Annotated in this window: 14 protein-coding genes; 4 read left to right on the top strand and 10 right to left on the bottom strand. The window is 63.2% G+C overall.

The genetic code is table 11. The features are described from left to right. The first annotated feature begins 77 nt into the window (after positions 1–77). Positions 78–911: a 3-keto-disaccharide hydrolase gene (locus WG900_RS12680; RefSeq protein WP_339967766.1), complete on the top strand. Its 834-nt coding sequence runs from the start codon at positions 78–80 to the stop codon at positions 909–911. Positions 912–1,037: 126 nt separating this feature from the next. Here WG900_RS12680 and WG900_RS12675 read toward each other — a convergent pair whose 3' ends face one another. The 4 genes from WG900_RS12675 to WG900_RS12660 all read right to left on the bottom strand — a co-directional run bounded on the left by WG900_RS12675 (position 1,038) and on the right by WG900_RS12660 (position 3,931). Beyond that, a complete protein-coding gene (locus tag WG900_RS12675; protein ID WP_339967570.1) occupies positions 1,038–1,415 on the bottom strand; it encodes a hypothetical protein in 378 nt (125 codons plus the stop codon). Between the two features lie 613 nt (positions 1,416–2,028). Continuing rightward, positions 2,029–2,598, bottom strand: a complete 570-nt coding sequence (locus WG900_RS12670; RefSeq protein ID WP_339967568.1) for an LptA/OstA family protein — start codon at positions 2,596–2,598, stop codon at positions 2,029–2,031. Between the two features lie 68 nt (positions 2,599–2,666). After that, positions 2,667–3,317 (bottom strand): LPS export ABC transporter periplasmic protein LptC, encoded by a 651-nt coding sequence (locus tag WG900_RS12665; protein WP_339967567.1) that lies wholly within the window; start codon positions 3,315–3,317, stop codon positions 2,667–2,669. After that, complete coding sequence (locus tag WG900_RS12660; RefSeq protein ID WP_339967566.1) at positions 3,314–3,931, bottom strand: ribonuclease D; 618 nt, start codon at positions 3,929–3,931, stop codon at positions 3,314–3,316. The genes WG900_RS12665 and WG900_RS12660 overlap by 4 nt, the downstream gene beginning before the upstream one ends. 58 nt (positions 3,932–3,989) lie before the next feature. Here WG900_RS12660 and ung point away from each other — a divergent pair, with 58 nt between their 5' ends. Next, the gene (ung, locus tag WG900_RS12655) at positions 3,990–4,685 is read left to right on the top strand and encodes a uracil-DNA glycosylase (RefSeq protein ID WP_339967565.1); all 696 of its coding nucleotides are present in this window, start codon (positions 3,990–3,992) and stop codon (positions 4,683–4,685) included. A 48-nt stretch (positions 4,686–4,733) separates the two neighbouring features. On the opposite strand, the gene WG900_RS12650 is transcribed toward ung, so the two are convergent. Together WG900_RS12650 and WG900_RS12645 are read right to left on the bottom strand one after the other, a co-directional pair. Next, positions 4,734–5,309, bottom strand: coding sequence for a carbonic anhydrase family protein (locus tag WG900_RS12650; RefSeq protein WP_339967765.1), 576 nt, complete (start codon positions 5,307–5,309; stop codon positions 4,734–4,736). Continuing rightward, positions 5,206–5,445, bottom strand: coding sequence for a hypothetical protein (locus WG900_RS12645; RefSeq protein WP_339967772.1), 240 nt, complete (start codon positions 5,443–5,445; stop codon positions 5,206–5,208). The genes WG900_RS12650 and WG900_RS12645 overlap by 104 nt, the downstream gene beginning before the upstream one ends. A gap of 227 nt (positions 5,446–5,672) precedes the next feature. Between WG900_RS12645 and WG900_RS12640 the strand changes: the two genes are divergently transcribed. Both WG900_RS12640 and WG900_RS12635 read left to right on the top strand, forming a co-directional pair. Then, a complete protein-coding gene (locus tag WG900_RS12640; RefSeq protein ID WP_339967564.1) occupies positions 5,673–6,080 on the top strand; it encodes a response regulator transcription factor in 408 nt (135 codons plus the stop codon). A 96-nt stretch (positions 6,081–6,176) separates the two neighbouring features. After that, complete coding sequence (locus tag WG900_RS12635; RefSeq protein ID WP_339967562.1) at positions 6,177–6,704, top strand: DUF4199 domain-containing protein; 528 nt, start codon at positions 6,177–6,179, stop codon at positions 6,702–6,704. A gap of 3 nt (positions 6,705–6,707) precedes the next feature. Here the strand turns inward: WG900_RS12635 and WG900_RS12630 are convergent, their stop codons facing one another. The 4 genes from WG900_RS12630 to gltB form a co-directional block, all read right to left on the bottom strand. Continuing rightward, on the bottom strand, positions 6,708–7,079 hold the full coding sequence (locus WG900_RS12630; protein ID WP_339967560.1) for a GFA family protein: 372 nt from the start codon (positions 7,077–7,079) through the stop codon (positions 6,708–6,710). After that, complete coding sequence (locus WG900_RS12625) at positions 7,076–8,713, bottom strand: NAD(P)/FAD-dependent oxidoreductase (RefSeq protein ID WP_339967559.1); 1,638 nt, start codon at positions 8,711–8,713, stop codon at positions 7,076–7,078. Before WG900_RS12625 ends, WG900_RS12630 begins: the two co-directional genes overlap by 4 nt. Positions 8,714–8,799: 86 nt before the next feature. Continuing rightward, positions 8,800–10,236 (bottom strand): glutamate synthase subunit beta, encoded by a 1,437-nt coding sequence (locus WG900_RS12620; protein WP_339967557.1) that lies wholly within the window; start codon positions 10,234–10,236, stop codon positions 8,800–8,802. Positions 10,237–10,241: 5 nt separating this feature from the next. Next, positions 10,242–14,882, bottom strand: a complete 4,641-nt coding sequence (gene gltB, locus WG900_RS12615; protein ID WP_339967556.1) for a glutamate synthase large subunit — start codon at positions 14,880–14,882, stop codon at positions 10,242–10,244. Positions 14,883–15,013: the final 131 nt, after the last annotated feature.

Here is a 15,013-nt window from a genome sequence, read left to right as displayed (position 1 = left end):
CCAGGAGGGTCGCTAAATCAATTACGCGGTGTCCAACCAAAATACAGAGCGTTAGCTCTGTTGTCCTTGAGGACTCAATGAGGCGCCGCAATTCATTCAGCCAAGTCAAAGCCCGACAGAAAACAGATTGGACCGAGCCCAGGTTGCCGACGTGCGCTTTCCAGTACAACATCTCGACAAGCGAGGAGCAATGGATGAAGTTTCGGTACGGGATCACGCTTTGCGCGATTGCGCTCAGTCTTTCGCCTGCGGCGGCCGGCGCGCGTTCACCTGCCCGCCCCCAGCCAAACCTTCTCACCGCTGCTGAACTGGCGAAGGGATGGCGCCTGCTCTTTGACGGCAGCACCCTGCAGGGCTGGCGTAACTATCGCAGCAAGGCAATCCTGCCAGGGTGGCGCGTGGAAGGAAACTGCTTGACGCTAGACGGCTATGGCGGGGACATCATCACCAACGAAACTTTCGAAAATTTCGAACTGTCCTATGAATGGCGGATCTCTCCGGGCGGAAATAGCGGGGTTTTTTATAACGTTGTCGAGGGTTCGAACCCCAAAATTTGGCAAACTGGCCCGGAAATGCAGGTCCTTGACAACGACCTGTCTCCAGATGCGCGCAACCCGACCCATCAGGCCGGAGCGGCTTATGACCTTTTTGCGCCGCGTGTTCGGGCAGTGCTTCCGGTCGGCCGGTTCAACAAAGCGCGGATCATCGTCAATCGCGGGCATGTTCAGCATTGGCTGAACGGCAAATTGGTCGTCGAATATGATCTTTGGTCTCCGGCTTGGCGAGCCGCGGTCGCGGCCAGCAAGTTCGCAGACTTGCCTGGGTACGGGCTCGCACGTTCGGGACATATCGCTCTTCAGGATCACGGAGATCGCGTCTGGTTCAGAAACATCAAGGTCAGGCGGCTCTAGCTGTTCAGGGGAGCCCCGCATTGGAAACACAGATTGGCATGTGATTTAGGATTTCCAATTAGCAGCGATGGACGCAACGCGGGCATTGGTTGCCAACCTCCTGGAGTAGTCAATCGAGGCATACTCTCAGCAGCCCCAGTGATCTTTGTCATGACAACTTGTCAAAGCCATGGGCGCACCAGCCAATCCTGTTTTACGCTTCAGCATTAGACTTGCCAGAGTGTACGACAAATCAGTCCTACAAATCAGTCTCAGGCCGCAGCACGGCGTCCGCCAGCTTTGGTCCAAAATCCATTTGCGTGCCAATGCCTCGACAAAGCCCTCGAAGCGCTCCTTGCCTTGTGCTTGCGCGGAGGCCCGAGCCGCATCAGGCAGCGGTGGATTGGCCGTCAGCCAAAAGCGCACGAACAGTGCTAGTGCTTCGGAATTCAGCTCCGCGCGGTATTCCAGCTTGTCCAATTGTCGCACCGCCTCCTGCTTGAACTCTTCTGAACGCTTCATCATCTCGTCGGTCTCCTGTTGCGAGCTTAAAACGCTCACGTGACCCGCACAAAACCGTTACAAGTCCAATCCTCTGACTCTAACCTGCGCATGCGCATCGTTGCGCGAGCGACCAGCGAGACTGCACAAACCGAGTAGACGCACCCTGAAAGGAGGCGGCGATTGAATGGTTGCCTCAAGCAGGCGGAAAGGCGGGGCCTGTCGCCTTTCCTCGCCTGCGCCCATGGCCGCCGGTTCAGAGTGCGCGCGGGGCCCTCTTCCTTAAGACTCCGCGCCCTCAGGAGCGGACCAGCAGGGCCAGTGGGACAGAGCGCGTCGACAGCCCCGCTCCGAATCTCGGGGCGTTGCGGGGTGTCCCCGCAAATGGGGAGGCCGAGACGGGACAGCGGCTCGGACTCAGGGGAAAGCTCTCCCCTGCAAGACTGGTAAACAGTCGGAACAATCGAGGAATAAGCCCTAATTACGATTTTGAAATGGTGTTTGCTCGGTGATTGCTAGGACGGCTTTTAGCTCTTCAGATCATCCCGAAAATACAATCGAATCAATATTATGACTTGCAATACGTCATAAAATCTGGTATTTCCGCTAACGTCGCAAGGCCGACTGACGCGTTTGATCAGTTCTTCTTGGGCACCGTGAACGAGCCGGTAACCCGCCCGCCGCGAGAGCCGGAATTGCCCAATCCAGAACCGGCGCCCCCGGCACTGCCATTGATGCTGGCGACGCTCTTGTCGAGGTCTATCACCAGCCGGCCGCCATTGAGCTTGTCGCTGCCGCGGTTGAGCTGGACGTTGCCGGCCAGTGTAATGATCCGGGCGTTGATATCATAGATCGCGACATCGCCGCGGGCAATCTCTCCGGCGCGCGCCACGGTGACGCCGCCAGTCGCATCAATCCGTTGAATCTGCAGCGGACCGGCATCGGTATAAGCGATGGTGGTCCGCGCCGCGCGCAGCCGCAGGTCCCCCTGCGAGATATCGACGTTGCCTGAGAGCACCACGCGGTCCTGCCGGTCCTGGATCTCGATCCTGTCGGCAGCGAAATTGACCGGCGAATTGCTGTTGAAGCCGCTGATCGCCTGACCCTGTGCGACGAACCCGCCGAACGCCACAGTGGCGACCGCCCCGGCAATCAGGCCGGCGGCAAGCGAACGGATGGCGGTGCGCGAAAGCGAAGTCTGCTTCATGGGTGTTGCTCTATGCCATTGATGGCGGAAGGTGAAGTGTTTCTGCCGTGGGCCATCTGCGCGCGGGCTCAATTGCGCGGCACGGTCAGACGGCCGGGCTGCATTCTGAGCCGGGCGCGCCCGGTCAGGGAGATGACCCGCTCGTCAAGGTCGGCATCAAAACGGTCGGCGCTGAATGTGCCTGCGGGGATTGCGCCGGATACGCCGCCAGCCCCGGTAACGTGCTGTTGCTTGAGGTCGATGGTGACGGCGCTGGTCGTCAGGCGGTAGCCGCCCGCGGCGCTGAAATCGACCGGCCCGCGCACGCTGACTGTTTCGGCTGTGTAATCGAACGAACCGTCCGGCGCCTTGATCTCGGCGGGTCCGTCGCTCAGCAAGATACTGGCAGCCAGTTCGTGCATGGCGATGATCGGCTGGGACGCATCAGGCTGCGAGGCGCTTCCGGCGGAAACCGAGAAGGGCCGGCTCTTGTTGTCCTGCCCGCGGTAAAGGGCCGATTCGACCCGGATACGTTCCTTGGCGACGGCGACCTTGTTGCGATCGAGCAGAAAGCTGACTTCGCCGCGCGGAAACAGCGGAGCGATGACCATGACTGCGACGATTGCGCCCACCGCAGCCGGCAGCGTCTTGGCGAGCAGCCTTACCCAACGATCATGCCGGCCGCCGGGAAGCGCCCGGAACCGGCGCTCTGATCGGATCTGGTCGGCAGCCTGGGTCATTCGTGGCTGAAGATGTCCTTGTCCGCCCATCCGGCCAGATCGAGCCGGGCGCGGTGGGGCAAGTAATCGAAGGCAGCCTGCGCCATTTCGGTGCGTCCCTCACGCGCCAGACGCTCAACCAGAATGGTCTGCATGGCATGGAGGTAACGGACGTCCGAGGCGGCATATTCGCGCTGCGGTTCGGAAAGTTCGGCCCCGCCCCAGTCGCTCGACTGCTGCTGCTTCGACAGCTCCTTGCCCAGCAATTCGCGGACCAGATCCTTGAGCCCGTGGCGGTCGGTATAGGTGCGGACCAGCTTTGAAGCGATCTTGGTGCAGAACACCGGAGCGGCGGTGATGCCCATGTAATGTTCAATCGCGGCAAGGTCGAAACGCGCAAAATGGTAGAGCTTTACCCGCGCCGGATCGGCCAGAACGGCCTTCAAGTTCGGCGCATCATAGCGCGATCCCGGGCCGAAACGGACGAGATGTTCATCGCCGCCGCCATCGGAAAGCTGCACAAGACAGAGCCGGTCACGCGGGGTAATCAGCCCCATCGTTTCGGTATCGACAGCGATCGGGCCGGGGGCAAGAACGCCTTCGGGGAGATCTTCTTCGTGGAGATAGACAGCCATATGACCGAAGTGCTTAGGCGCAACGGCGCGATCATGGAACCCCTGGAATGACGAGCTGATGCCCGATACCGCTGCCTTGCCCGAATCCTGGCGCCTGGCGCTTGATCCCGTGCTGCAGACGCCCGAATCTCGGTGGCTGGGCGGGTTCCTCAAGGCAGAGGAAGCCGGCGGAAAGCGGATCTTTCCGCCGCTAGGCAGCCGCCTTGCCGCGCTGGAACTGACCCCGCTTGATCAGGTGAAAGTCGTGATTCTGGGGCAAGACCCCTACCACGGTGCGGGACAGGCGCATGGCCTCTGCTTCTCGGTTGCAAAGGGGGTGAAAGTGCCTCCGAGCCTGGTCAACATCTACAAGGAGATCGAAAGCGATCTCGGCCTGCCCCGACCATCCCATGGCCATCTGGAATCATGGGCGCGGCAAGGCGTCTTGCTGCTCAATACATCGCTGACCGTCGAAGAGGGTAAGGCCGGTTCGCATCAGGGCAAAGGCTGGGAAGCGATCACCGATGCCATCATCGCCGCCGTCGCCGCCAAGACCGAACCTTGCGTGTTCATGCTTTGGGGCAACCATGCCCGCAAGAAGGCGGGGCGGGTTCCGGGCCTGGGACCCGGTACACACCACCTGATCCTCACCGCCCCTCACCCCAGCCCGCTGTCGGCCTATTCGGGCTGGTTCGGCAGCCGTCACTTCAGCAAGGCCAATGCTTTCCTTGAGGCGCAGGGGCGCGGCGCGGTGGACTGGCGACTGCCGGACTAGCTCCTGCGCCTAGTCCACCCCGGCGACCAGCAAGCGCCCATGGAGCGGCTACATCGGCCGGGCATTGTCCCCCATGATGGCATGAAGCGCAGCGATCTGCGCCGCAGACGCCGTCGACCGATGGCGTGCCACGTGCCAGCGTACCCCCTCGGTGCAGGGCGACGTGGTGAGCGAGCATTCGTAGCGATAGACTGCCAGATTGGCGGGTAGCAGCTTGCCCGGATCGCAGGTGGCTCCCTTCACCGCCTCGGCCTCGCGTTCATGGGCGGGAGCGGCGCGGATCAGCTTGCCAAGCTCGGCGTTGTGCGCGCCTTCCTCAAACAATACGCCCAGAACGGCGAGGTTTCCGGCATGGTCGACGTGCACGAAATGGGCGGCCATCGGATAGGGCGGTCCGTACAGCACCTCTTCCGATGGCTTATGAAAATGCACTGCAGCAGCTTGTAACGCGCGATGCCGCTGGTCACCAGAGACCCCGGCGCGATCACTGCCTGCACCGTTTGACCATTGTTGAGCAGTGTCAGCGGCCCCGGCTTGTAGGCCGCCTTGATGGCGAAATTGCCCATGACATCCGCCGCGCCCAGATCGATCGGCGATTGCATTGCCCGGTCTTGCACAGCTCAAAGTCGTGGGAAAGCTCACCCCACTTCTCCGGGCCCGCCTCGCCGCCATAGGACCAGTGCGGCTTGTCGTGGCCGGGCGCGTTGCCGGTCAGCAGGAGCGCCGGCGGAGCAAGGGCGAGAAGGCGGCGGCGGATCATTGTGCGGTCCTTTGGTGCACGGATTGCTTGCCAGGCGATAGGCGATACAATCCTGCCTGCTAGCAAAGCGCCGCCTCCGGAATTCTGACTAGGCGCGCACCTTGACGGCAACGCTTGCCCCTTGGCAGACGGAGCGTGTTGCGCCACGCTGGCCACATGGTGTCGCAGCACGCATATCCTTCTGCCGGCAGGCCAGCGGCCTTCCCATCTGCAGGGCAGGTCCTGCGATGAAGCGCATCGTGATCAGCTATGGCATCGCCCTCGCGGCGCTGGCGCTGCTGGTGGAATGGATGGACTGGCGCCACGTCACGCAAAAGTGGTCGACATCGCTCTATGTCCTGTGCGTTGCGCTGATGTTCGCCGGGCTTGGCATCTGGCTGGGCAACCGCCTGACACCGCGCTCTTCGCCCTTCGCGCGCAATCGCCAGGCGATCGCCAGTCTGGGCATCAGCGCCCGCGAAGTCGAAGTGCTGGACCTGCTGGCCGAGGGCTGCCCCAACAAGGTTATCGCACGGCGGCTGGCGATCTCTCCCAACACGGTGAAGACCCATGTCGGCCGACTGTTCGAAAAGCTGGAGGCGGCCAACCGCACGCAGGCAATTGCGCGCGCCCGCGCGCTCGATATCCTGCCGTAAATTCGGACGATTTGGGCCAGATCACCCGTTTGGGCGATCGATTCGGCCGCCGGTTGCCGCCACAGTCCGGGGCATCCGAAACAGGGGAGAATCGACATGACCAGACTGATCACCACTTACGGCGCGATCGCCGGCATCATCGAACTGGTCCTGCTGACGCTGACCATGGGGCTGGTCGCCGATCATGGCATGCTGGGCATGGTGCTCGGCTATCTGTCGATGCTGATTGCGCTCAGTCTGGTCTTTGCCGGGGTGAAGAAATACCGCGACGAGCACCTTGGCGGGGTGATCGGCTTCGGCAAGGCCTTGGGCGTGGGGCTGGGCATCGCGGCGATTGCTGCGCTGTTCTATGTCATCGGCTGGGAAGCCTGGATGTGGTCGACCGACTACCGCTTCGTCGCCGAATTCAGCGCCAAGGCGCTTGCCGATATGCAGGCACAGGGCGCCAGCCCCGCTGCGCTCGCTCAGGCCAAGGTCGACATGAACGCCTTCGCCGAGATGTACGCCAATCCGGTGATGCGCATGGCCATCACGCTTACCGAAATCGCGCCCGTAGCCCTGCTGGTGCCGCTGATCTCCGCCCTGCTGCTGCGCCGTCCGGGCTTCATGCCCGCGCGCGCCTGAGCTTCAGGCCATCCCCTTGCCCACCGTGGCGCGGACAGGGATTCCGGCGGGATCGAAGTCTTGCAAACAGAAGATGTTGATGCCGAAATGATCCGGGGCCACGCGCTTGCGGTGGAAGGGGTAGATGCCGCAGGTCTTGCAGAAGAAGTGCCGCGCGGTGTTGGTGTGAAACTGGTATTCGCTGAGGCTCTCCGCACCCGAAAGCAGTTCGAACGCGCTCTCGTGGACCTTGACCATCAGCGCGTTCTTGCGGGCGCAGATCGAACAATCGCAGGTCGTCAGTTCGGGAAAATCGGTGGTCACGGCAAAGCGCACCGCGCCACAGTGGCACGATCCTACGTAGCGGCGTTCTGGGCGGGGTTCGGGCCGGGTCATGCCATCGCCGCCGTGCCGAGCAGGTCTTCCGCAAGTGCCTCGGCCACGCGGATGCCGTCCACCGCCGCGCTGAGGATGCCGCCGGCATAGCCCGCGCCCTCGCCCGCCGGGTAAAGCCCGCGCGTGTTGAGGCTCTGGAAGTCCTTACCGCGCGTGAATCGCACCGGGCTCGAGGTGCGGGTTTCCACCCCGGTCATGACGACATCTGGGTGATCGTAGCCGGCAAGCTGCCGCCCGAACACGGGAATGGCCTCGCGCAACGACTGCATGACGTAGTCAGGCAGGCAGAGCGACAGGTCGGTGAGTTTAACCCCCGGCTGGTAGCTTGGCACGACCGAGCCGAATTCGCCCGATGAGGCCTGCCCCTTTAGGAGGTCTTCCACCTTTTGCCCCGGCGCCTGATAATTCGATCCGCCTGCCGTGTAGGCCAGGCTTTCCCAATGCCGCTGGAAAGCGATGCCGGCCATCGGTCCGCCGGGATAGTCGCGATCGGGCTGGATATCGACGACGAGGCCGGAGTTGGCGTTGAATTCGGCGCGCGAATACTGGCTCATGCCGTTGGTGACGACGCGGCCTTCCTCGCTCGTCGCGGCGACCACGCGGCCGCCCGGGCACATGCAGAACGAATAGACCGTGCGCCCGTTCGAGGTCAGGTGGCTCAGCGCATAGGCGGCCGGACCAAGGATGGCATTGCCCGCATTGGGGCCATAGCGCGCCTTATCGATCCAGCTCTGCGGGTGTTCGATCCGCACGCCGATGGCGAAGGGCTTGGCCTCCACATGGACGCCCGCGTCGTGCAGCTTGTAGAAGGTGTCGCGCGCCGAATGGCCGACCGCGAGCACGACATGGCGCGCGGGAAGCACGCTGCCATCCGACAAGTGCAGGCCGGCGATGGACCGCGTGCCATCGGCAGCGGTTTCGATCTCGAAGTCCTCGACCCGGGTCTGGAACCGGTATTCGCCGCCCAGCGCCTCGATCGTTTCACGCATCGCCATGACCATGGTGACGAGGCGGAAGGTGCCGATGTGCGGGTGGGCCTCGGTAAGGATGTCGTCAGGCGCGCCGGCCTTGACGAATTCGGTGAGCACCTTGCGCGACAAGTGGCGCGGGTCCTTGATGCGCGAATAGAGCTTGCCGTCGGAAAACGTGCCCGCGCCGCCTTCACCGAACTGCACGTTTGATTCAGGTTCAAGCACGGATCGCCGCCACAGGCCCCAGGTGTCCTTGGTGCGTTCGCGCACGGCCTTGCCGCGCTCGACGATGATCGGTTTCAGCCCCATCTGCGAGAGGATCAGCGCGGCGAGCAGACCGCAGGGGCCGGCGCCGATGACCACCGGGCGGTTACCGGACCACCCTTCGGGTGCACGCAGCGGGAAGCGGTAGGAGGTATCGGGGGTGGGCCGGACATGGCTGTGCCCGGCATGGGCGGCGAGCACCCCGGCCTCGTCCTGCACCACGACATCGAGCACATAGACCAGCCGGATCGCGTGCTTCTTGCGTGCGTCATTGCCGCGGCGGACGATAGCGAACCGTTCGAGCTGGCCGGGTGCAAGGCCAAGGCGCTGCGCGATCGCGGCTTCAAGATCGTCGGGCGTATGGTCAAGCGGCAGGGCAAGGTCGGACAGGCGGATCATGCCCTCCGCCCTAGACTGCGCTGCCCGAAACGGAAAGAGGCGCAGGATTCAGCCCGCGCCTCTTGTCTCGTATCCTATCCGGTGGATCAGCGCGGGAGCTGGGTCACGCCCATCAGCGCTTCATCGACCGCGCGGGCGGCCTGCCGGCCTTCGCGGATCGCCCAGACGACCAGGCTCTGGCCGCGGCGCATATCGCCGCAAGCCCAGATCTGCGGGTCGCTGGTGCGGTAATCGATCACGTTCGCCGCGACATTGCCGCGCGCGTCGAGCTCGACCCCGGCCTGATCGACCATGCCCGCCTTGATCGGGCCGACAAAGCCCATGGCGAGCAGGATAAGGTCGGCGGGTAGCACGAATTCGCTGCCTTCGACTTCCTGCATGCGGCCGCCGACCCATTCGACGCGGACGCATTCAAGGCCAGTGACCTTGCCGTCTTCACCGATCACGCGGCGGGCGTTGATCGCCCAGTCACGGGCGACGCCTTCCTCATGGCTGGTTGAGGTGCGCAGCTTGAGCGGCCAGTTCGGCCAGGACAGCGCCTTGTCTTCCTTTTCCGGCGGCTTGGGCATGATCTCGATCTGGGTGACCGAGGCCGCGCCTTGGCGGTTCGAGGTGCCAACGCAGTCGCTGCCGGTATCGCCGCCGCCGATGACGATCACGTGCTTGCCGGTGGCGGTCAGCGTGCCGCGCGGGGCGGCGCGGGTTTCATCGTCGCCGGCGTTGCGCTTGTTCTGCTGGGTGAGGAATTCCATCGCCAGCCGCACGCCCGACATTTCCGCGCCCGGAATGGTCAGCTGACGCGGATCTTCTGCCCCGCCCGACAGGATGATCGCGTCGAAGTTTTCCTTGAGGCTTTCGATCGAGACATGGACACCGACTTCGGTGCTGGTCTTGAGCACGACGCCCTCCGACTGCATCTGCATCAGCCGGCGGTTGATCAGGTCCTTGTCGAGCTTGAAGTCGGGGATGCCGTACCGCATCAGCCCGCCCATGCGGTCGTTCTTCTCGAACAGGGTGACCGAGTGGCCAGCGCGCGCTAGCTGTTGCGCGGCGGCGAGGCCAGCGGGGCCAGAACCCACGACGGCAACCGTCTTGCCGGTGCGCTTTTCGGGCACCTGCGGGACGATCCAGCCTTCCTGCCACCCCTTGTCAACGATCGCGCATTCGATCGACTTGATCGTCACGGGCTGGTCGGTGATGTTCAACGTGCAGCTTGCCTCGCACGGAGCAGGACAGATGCGGCCGGTGAATTCGGGGAAGTTGTTGGTCGAGTGCAGGACCTCGAGCGCGTTCTGCCAGTCACCTTCATAGACCAGATGATTCCAGTCCGGGATGATGTTGTTCACCGGGCAGCCGTTGTGACAATAGGGAATACCGCAATTCATGCAGCGCGAGGCCTGCGCCTTCAGCGCGGGCTCGGGTTGCGGAATGACGAACTCCTTGTAGTGCGTCAGACGCTCTTTGGGGTCCGCATAGGTGCGGTCCTGGCGGTCAAGTTCGAGAAAGCCGGTTTCCTTGCCCATCGTCTTTACTCTGCTGCGACCGAGGCGGCTGCGTTCCGCTCGGCTTCCATCTGCTTCAATGCCTTGGCGTAATCGCGCGGCATAACCTTGACGAACTTCGTCAGCGAATTGTCGAAATCGTCAAGCAAGGCGCGGGCCCGCTTCGATCCGGTGTGGAGGTGGTGCCGTTCGAGCAGCACCTTCACGCGTTCGGCGTCGTGGCGGAGCATGTCGCCCATGCCCGGATCGCTGGTGCCATTGGTCCGCTGCTGCGGACGGCCAGCGCCGTCTTCCTCGTCGCGCTGGGCCGAGATTGGCAGCAGGTCGACCTGCGCCAGGTTGCACAGCTGCGCGAAGTTGCCCGCCTCGTCATAGACATAGGCGACACCGCCCGACATGCCAGCGGCGAAGTTGCGGCCCGTGCGGCCCAGCACCATCACCGTGCCGCCGGTCATATATTCGCAGCCATGATCACCCGTGCCTTCGACCACCGCGACCGCGCCCGAATTGCGCACGGCGAAGCGTTCACCCGCAACGCCGTTGAAGAAGGCCTCACCCGCAATCGCGCCGTAAAGCACGGTGTTGCCGACGATGATGTTCTCGGTCGGCTCGCGGTCGACATGGGGCGGCTGGCGGACGATCACGCGGCCGCCCGACAGGCCCTTGCCGACATAGTCGTTGGCATCGCCCGTCAGGTCGAGCGTGACGCCGTGGGCGAGCCACGCACCGAACGACTGACCGGCAACCCCTGTGAGCTTCACCTTGATCGTGTTGTCGGGCAGACCGGTATGGCCATAGCGGCGGGCAACTTCGCCCGAAAGCATGGCGCCAACCGTGCGGTTGACGTTGATCACCTTGCGTTCGATCACCACCGGCGACCTGTTGTCCAGCGCGTCCGCCGAAGCGGCGAGCAGATCATTGTCGAGCGCCTTTTCGAGCCCGTGATCCTGCGTCCCGCTCCAGCCGAGCGTCGTGCCGGCGACAGGTTCAACGCGGTGCAGCAGCTTCGAAAGATCGATGCCGCGCGCCTTCCAGTGCTGGATCGCCTGCTTCATGTTGAGCCGGTCCACTCGGCCAACCATCTCGCCGATCGTGCGGAAGCCAAGTTCAGCCATGATCGCCCGCAGTTCCTCGGCAACGAAGAAGAAGTAGTTGATCACGTGTTCCGGCTGGCCGGTAAAGCGCGCGCGCAGCACCGGGTCCTGAGTGGCAACGCCGACCGGGCAGGTGTTGAGGTGGCACTTGCGCATCATGATGCAGCCCGCCGCGATCAGCGGTGCGGTGGCAAAGCCGAACTCGTCCGCGCCGAGCAGAGCCGCCACGGCAACGTCACGGCCTGTACGCAGGCCGCCATCGGCTTGGACGCAGATGCGGCTGCGCAGGTTGTTGAGCAGCAGCGTCTGCTGGGTTTCAGCAAGGCCGATTTCCCAAGGCGAACCCGCATGGGTCAAGGACGTCAGCGGCGAAGCGCCGGTACCGCCTTCATAGCCCGAGATCGTCACGTGGTCCGCGCGCGCCTTGGAAACGCCGGCGGCAACCGTGCCGACGCCGACTTCGGAGACGAGCTTGACCGAGATACGCGCGGAGTTGTTGACGTTCTTCAGGTCGTGGATCAGCTGGGCCAGATCCTCGATCGAATAGATGTCATGGTGCGGCGGCGGCGAGATCAGGCCGACACCCGGGGTCGAATGGCGGGTCGCGCCGATGGTCTTGTCCACCTTGTGGCCGGGCAGCTGGCCGCCTTCACCGGGCTTGGCGCCCTGGGCCATCTTGATCTGCACGTCATCGGCATTGACGAGGTATTCGGTGGTCACGCCAAAGCGGCCGCTCGCGACCTGCTTGATCGCCGAGCGCAGATTGCGGCCATCGGCCATCGGCTTGAAGCGGGTCGGATCTTCGCCGCCTTCACCGGTGTTCGACTTGCCGCCGATCTGGTTCATCGCCGCAGCCAGCGTGGTGTGCGCTTCCCAAGAGATCGAGCCATAGCTCATCGCGCCAGTGGCGAAGCGCTTGACGATTTCGCTGGCCGGTTCGACCTCGGAAATGTCGATCGGGTGTTCGGCGGGCACAAAGTCCAGCAGGCCGCGGATGGTGAGCATCCGCGCCGACTGGTCGTTGATCGACTTGGCGAAGTCCTTGTACTTGTCGGGCATGTTGCCGCGCACCGCGTGCTGCAGCGAGGCAATGTTGTCCGCCGTCCAAGCGTGTTCCTCGCCGCGCAGGCGCAGGCCGTACATGCCGCCCACGTCGAGCATCGACTTGTAGATCGGGTTGTCGCCGTAAGCCGCCGCGTGGCGGCGCACGGTTTCTTCCGCGATTTCCTTGAGTCCGACGCCTTCGATGGTCGTCGCGGTGCCCTTGAAATACTGGTCGATGAAAGCCGTGTTGAGGCCGACCGCGTCAAAGATCTGCGCGCCGCAATAGGACTGGTAGGTGCTGATGCCCATCTTGGACATCACCTTCATGATGCCCTTGCCGACAGCCTTGATGTAGTTCTTCTTCACCGCCTTTTGGTCGAGCGGGAATTCCTTACGGACGCGGATATCTTCCAGCGTTTCGAAGGCCACATAAGGGTTGATCGCTTCGGCGCCATATCCCGCGAGCGCGCAGAAGTGGTGCACTTCGCGCGCTTCACCGGTTTCGACGACAAGGCCGGTCTGCATGCGCAGGCCCTGACGGACGAGGTGGTGATGCACCGCTGCGGTGGCTAGCAGCGCCGGCATGGCAATCCGGTCAGGCCCTTGCGCGCGGTCGGACAAGATCAGGATGTTCTTGTCCTGCAGCACGCATTCGGTCGCCGCCCAGCACAGTTCCTTGAGCGCCATTTCCAGCCCATCGGGGCCGCTGGCGGCATCCCAGGTCATGTCGATGGTCGCCGTGCGGAATGCACCGTCGAGCGCCGCTTCGACCGAGCGGATCTTGGCGATCTCGTCATTGGTCAGGATCGGCTGGTCAACTTCAAGCCGCTTGTGCGTGCCGGCTTCCATGCCGAGCAGGTTCGGGCGCGGGCCGATCATCGATACCAGGCTCATCACCAGTTCCTCGCGAATCGGGTCGATCGGCGGGTTGGTGACCTGGGCGAAGTTCTGCTTGAAGTAATCGTAGAGCAGGCGCGAGCGGCTCGACAGCACGGCAATCGGTGTGTCAGTGCCCATCGATCCGATCGGATCGTCGCCATCGCGGCCCATCGGTTCAAGGAATTTAGAGACGTCTTCCTGCGTGTAGCCGAACGCCTGCTGGCGATCGAGCAACGAGGTGGTTTCGATCGGCAACTGCGCCAGCTCAGGCTCGATAAGGTCGAGGTCCTTGAGCTTGTACTGCGCGGCTTCGAGCCATTCCTCGTAAGGCTCTTCAGCGGCGAGCTGGGTCTTGAGTTCTTCGTCCTCGATGATCCGCCCTTCGGCGAAGTCGATCAGCAACATGCGGCCCGGCTGGAGCCGCCACTTGCGGACGATGTTGTCTTCCTTGATCGGCAGCACGCCCGATTCCGACGCCATAACGACAATATCGTCATCGGTGATCAGGAAGCGCGCCGGGCGCAGGCCGTTGCGATCAAGCGTCGCGCCGATCTGGCGGCCATCGGTGAAGGCCACGGCAGCCGGGCCGTCCCACGGTTCCATCAGCGCGGCGTGGTATTCGTAGAAGGCGCGGCGCTTGGAATCCATCAGCGGGTTGCCGGCCCAAGCTTCCGGGATCAGCATCATGACGGCATGGGCAAGGCTGTAACCGCCGGCGAGCAGCAGTTCGAGCGCATTGTCGAGGCAGGCCGTGTCCGACTGGCCGTGCGGGATCAGCGGCCACATCTTGTCGAGATCGGCACCGAGCAGCTCCGATTCCATGGTGCGGCGGCGCGCGTTCATCCAGTTGACGTTGCCGCGCACCGTGTTGATCTCGCCGTTGTGGGCGATGAAACGGTAGGGGTGGGCAAGCTTCCAGCTGGGGAAGGTGTTGGTCGAGAAGCGCTGGTGGACCAGCCCGAGCGCCGAAATGCAGTCCGGATCGCGCAGGTCATCATAGAAAGAGCCGACTTGCGTTGCCAGCAGCAAGCCCTTGTAAACGACCGTGCGGCTGGAGAAGCTGGGCATATAGAGTTCGCTGATGCCGGGCAGACCATGCTTTTCGGCCAGCGCGGCAAGCGGGTTCTGCGTCTGCTTGCGGATCACGAGGACCTTGCGCTCGAAAGCGTCCTGATCGGCGCAGTTTTCGCCCCGGCCGACGAAGCACTGGCGGATCACCGGCATTTCAGCCTTCACCGTTTCGCCCAGACCTTCGATGGTCACCGGCACGTCGCGCCAGCCGATCAGGCGCTGGCCTTCCTTGGCGATGAACTTTTCGAAGATGCCGACGATGAAGTCGCGGCTGGCTTCGTCCTGGGGCAGGAAGCACATGGCGACGGCATAATCGCCCTCGGCCGGAAGCTTCATGCCTTCCTGATCTGCCCACTTGCGGAACAGCTTGTCAGGTGTCTGGATCAGGATGCCCGCGCCATCGCCCAGCAGGGGATCGGCGCCCACCGCACCGCGATGGTCGATGTTTTTGAGAATTTCGAGCGCCTGGGAAACGATTGCGTGGCTTTTGACGCCCTTGATATGGGCGACAAAGCCCACACCGCATGCGTCATGCTCATTGCGTGAATCGTAAAGGCCCTGGGGCTGCGGAAGTCCCATTCGAAAATCCTGTCCTGTCCTGGTCCGCTGCGCCCAGAAAACTGGTTACAACGGAAATCAAACGCGACTCACCCCGCCACGAAATGCAGCGAAGTTGCGCGAATGGTCGCAATGGCGACAGGATCGTGTTT

Source organism: Novosphingobium aquae (assembly GCF_037572715.1).
Taxonomy (GTDB): domain Bacteria; phylum Pseudomonadota; class Alphaproteobacteria; order Sphingomonadales; family Sphingomonadaceae; genus Novosphingobium; species Novosphingobium aquae.
Note: the sequence above shows the minus strand (reverse complement) of the source record. Positions and strands in the feature narration are given on the sequence as shown.

Coding starts and splice junctions, on each gene's coding strand:
- WG900_RS12680 (WP_339967766.1), top strand. CDS start 78: ATGAGGCGCCGCAATTCATTCAGCCAAGTCAAAGCCCGACAGAAAACA.
- WG900_RS12660 (WP_339967566.1), bottom strand. CDS start 3,931: ATGGCTGTCTATCTCCACGAAGAAGATCTCCCCGAAGGCGTTCTTGCC.
- WG900_RS12675 (WP_339967570.1), bottom strand. CDS start 1,415: ATGATGAAGCGTTCAGAAGAGTTCAAGCAGGAGGCGGTGCGACAATTG.
- gltB (WP_339967556.1), bottom strand. CDS start 14,882: ATGGGACTTCCGCAGCCCCAGGGCCTTTACGATTCACGCAATGAGCAT.
- WG900_RS12670 (WP_339967568.1), bottom strand. CDS start 2,598: ATGAAGCAGACTTCGCTTTCGCGCACCGCCATCCGTTCGCTTGCCGCC.
- WG900_RS12620 (WP_339967557.1), bottom strand. CDS start 10,236: ATGGGCAAGGAAACCGGCTTTCTCGAACTTGACCGCCAGGACCGCACC.
- WG900_RS12645 (WP_339967772.1), bottom strand. CDS start 5,445: ATGATCCGCCGCCGCCTTCTCGCCCTTGCTCCGCCGGCGCTCCTGCTG.
- WG900_RS12630 (WP_339967560.1), bottom strand. CDS start 7,079: ATGACCCGGCCCGAACCCCGCCCAGAACGCCGCTACGTAGGATCGTGC.
- WG900_RS12640 (WP_339967564.1), top strand. CDS start 5,673: ATGAAGCGCATCGTGATCAGCTATGGCATCGCCCTCGCGGCGCTGGCG.
- WG900_RS12625 (WP_339967559.1), bottom strand. CDS start 8,713: ATGATCCGCCTGTCCGACCTTGCCCTGCCGCTTGACCATACGCCCGAC.
- WG900_RS12665 (WP_339967567.1), bottom strand. CDS start 3,317: ATGACCCAGGCTGCCGACCAGATCCGATCAGAGCGCCGGTTCCGGGCG.
- WG900_RS12635 (WP_339967562.1), top strand. CDS start 6,177: ATGACCAGACTGATCACCACTTACGGCGCGATCGCCGGCATCATCGAA.
- ung (WP_339967565.1), top strand. CDS start 3,990: ATGCCCGATACCGCTGCCTTGCCCGAATCCTGGCGCCTGGCGCTTGAT.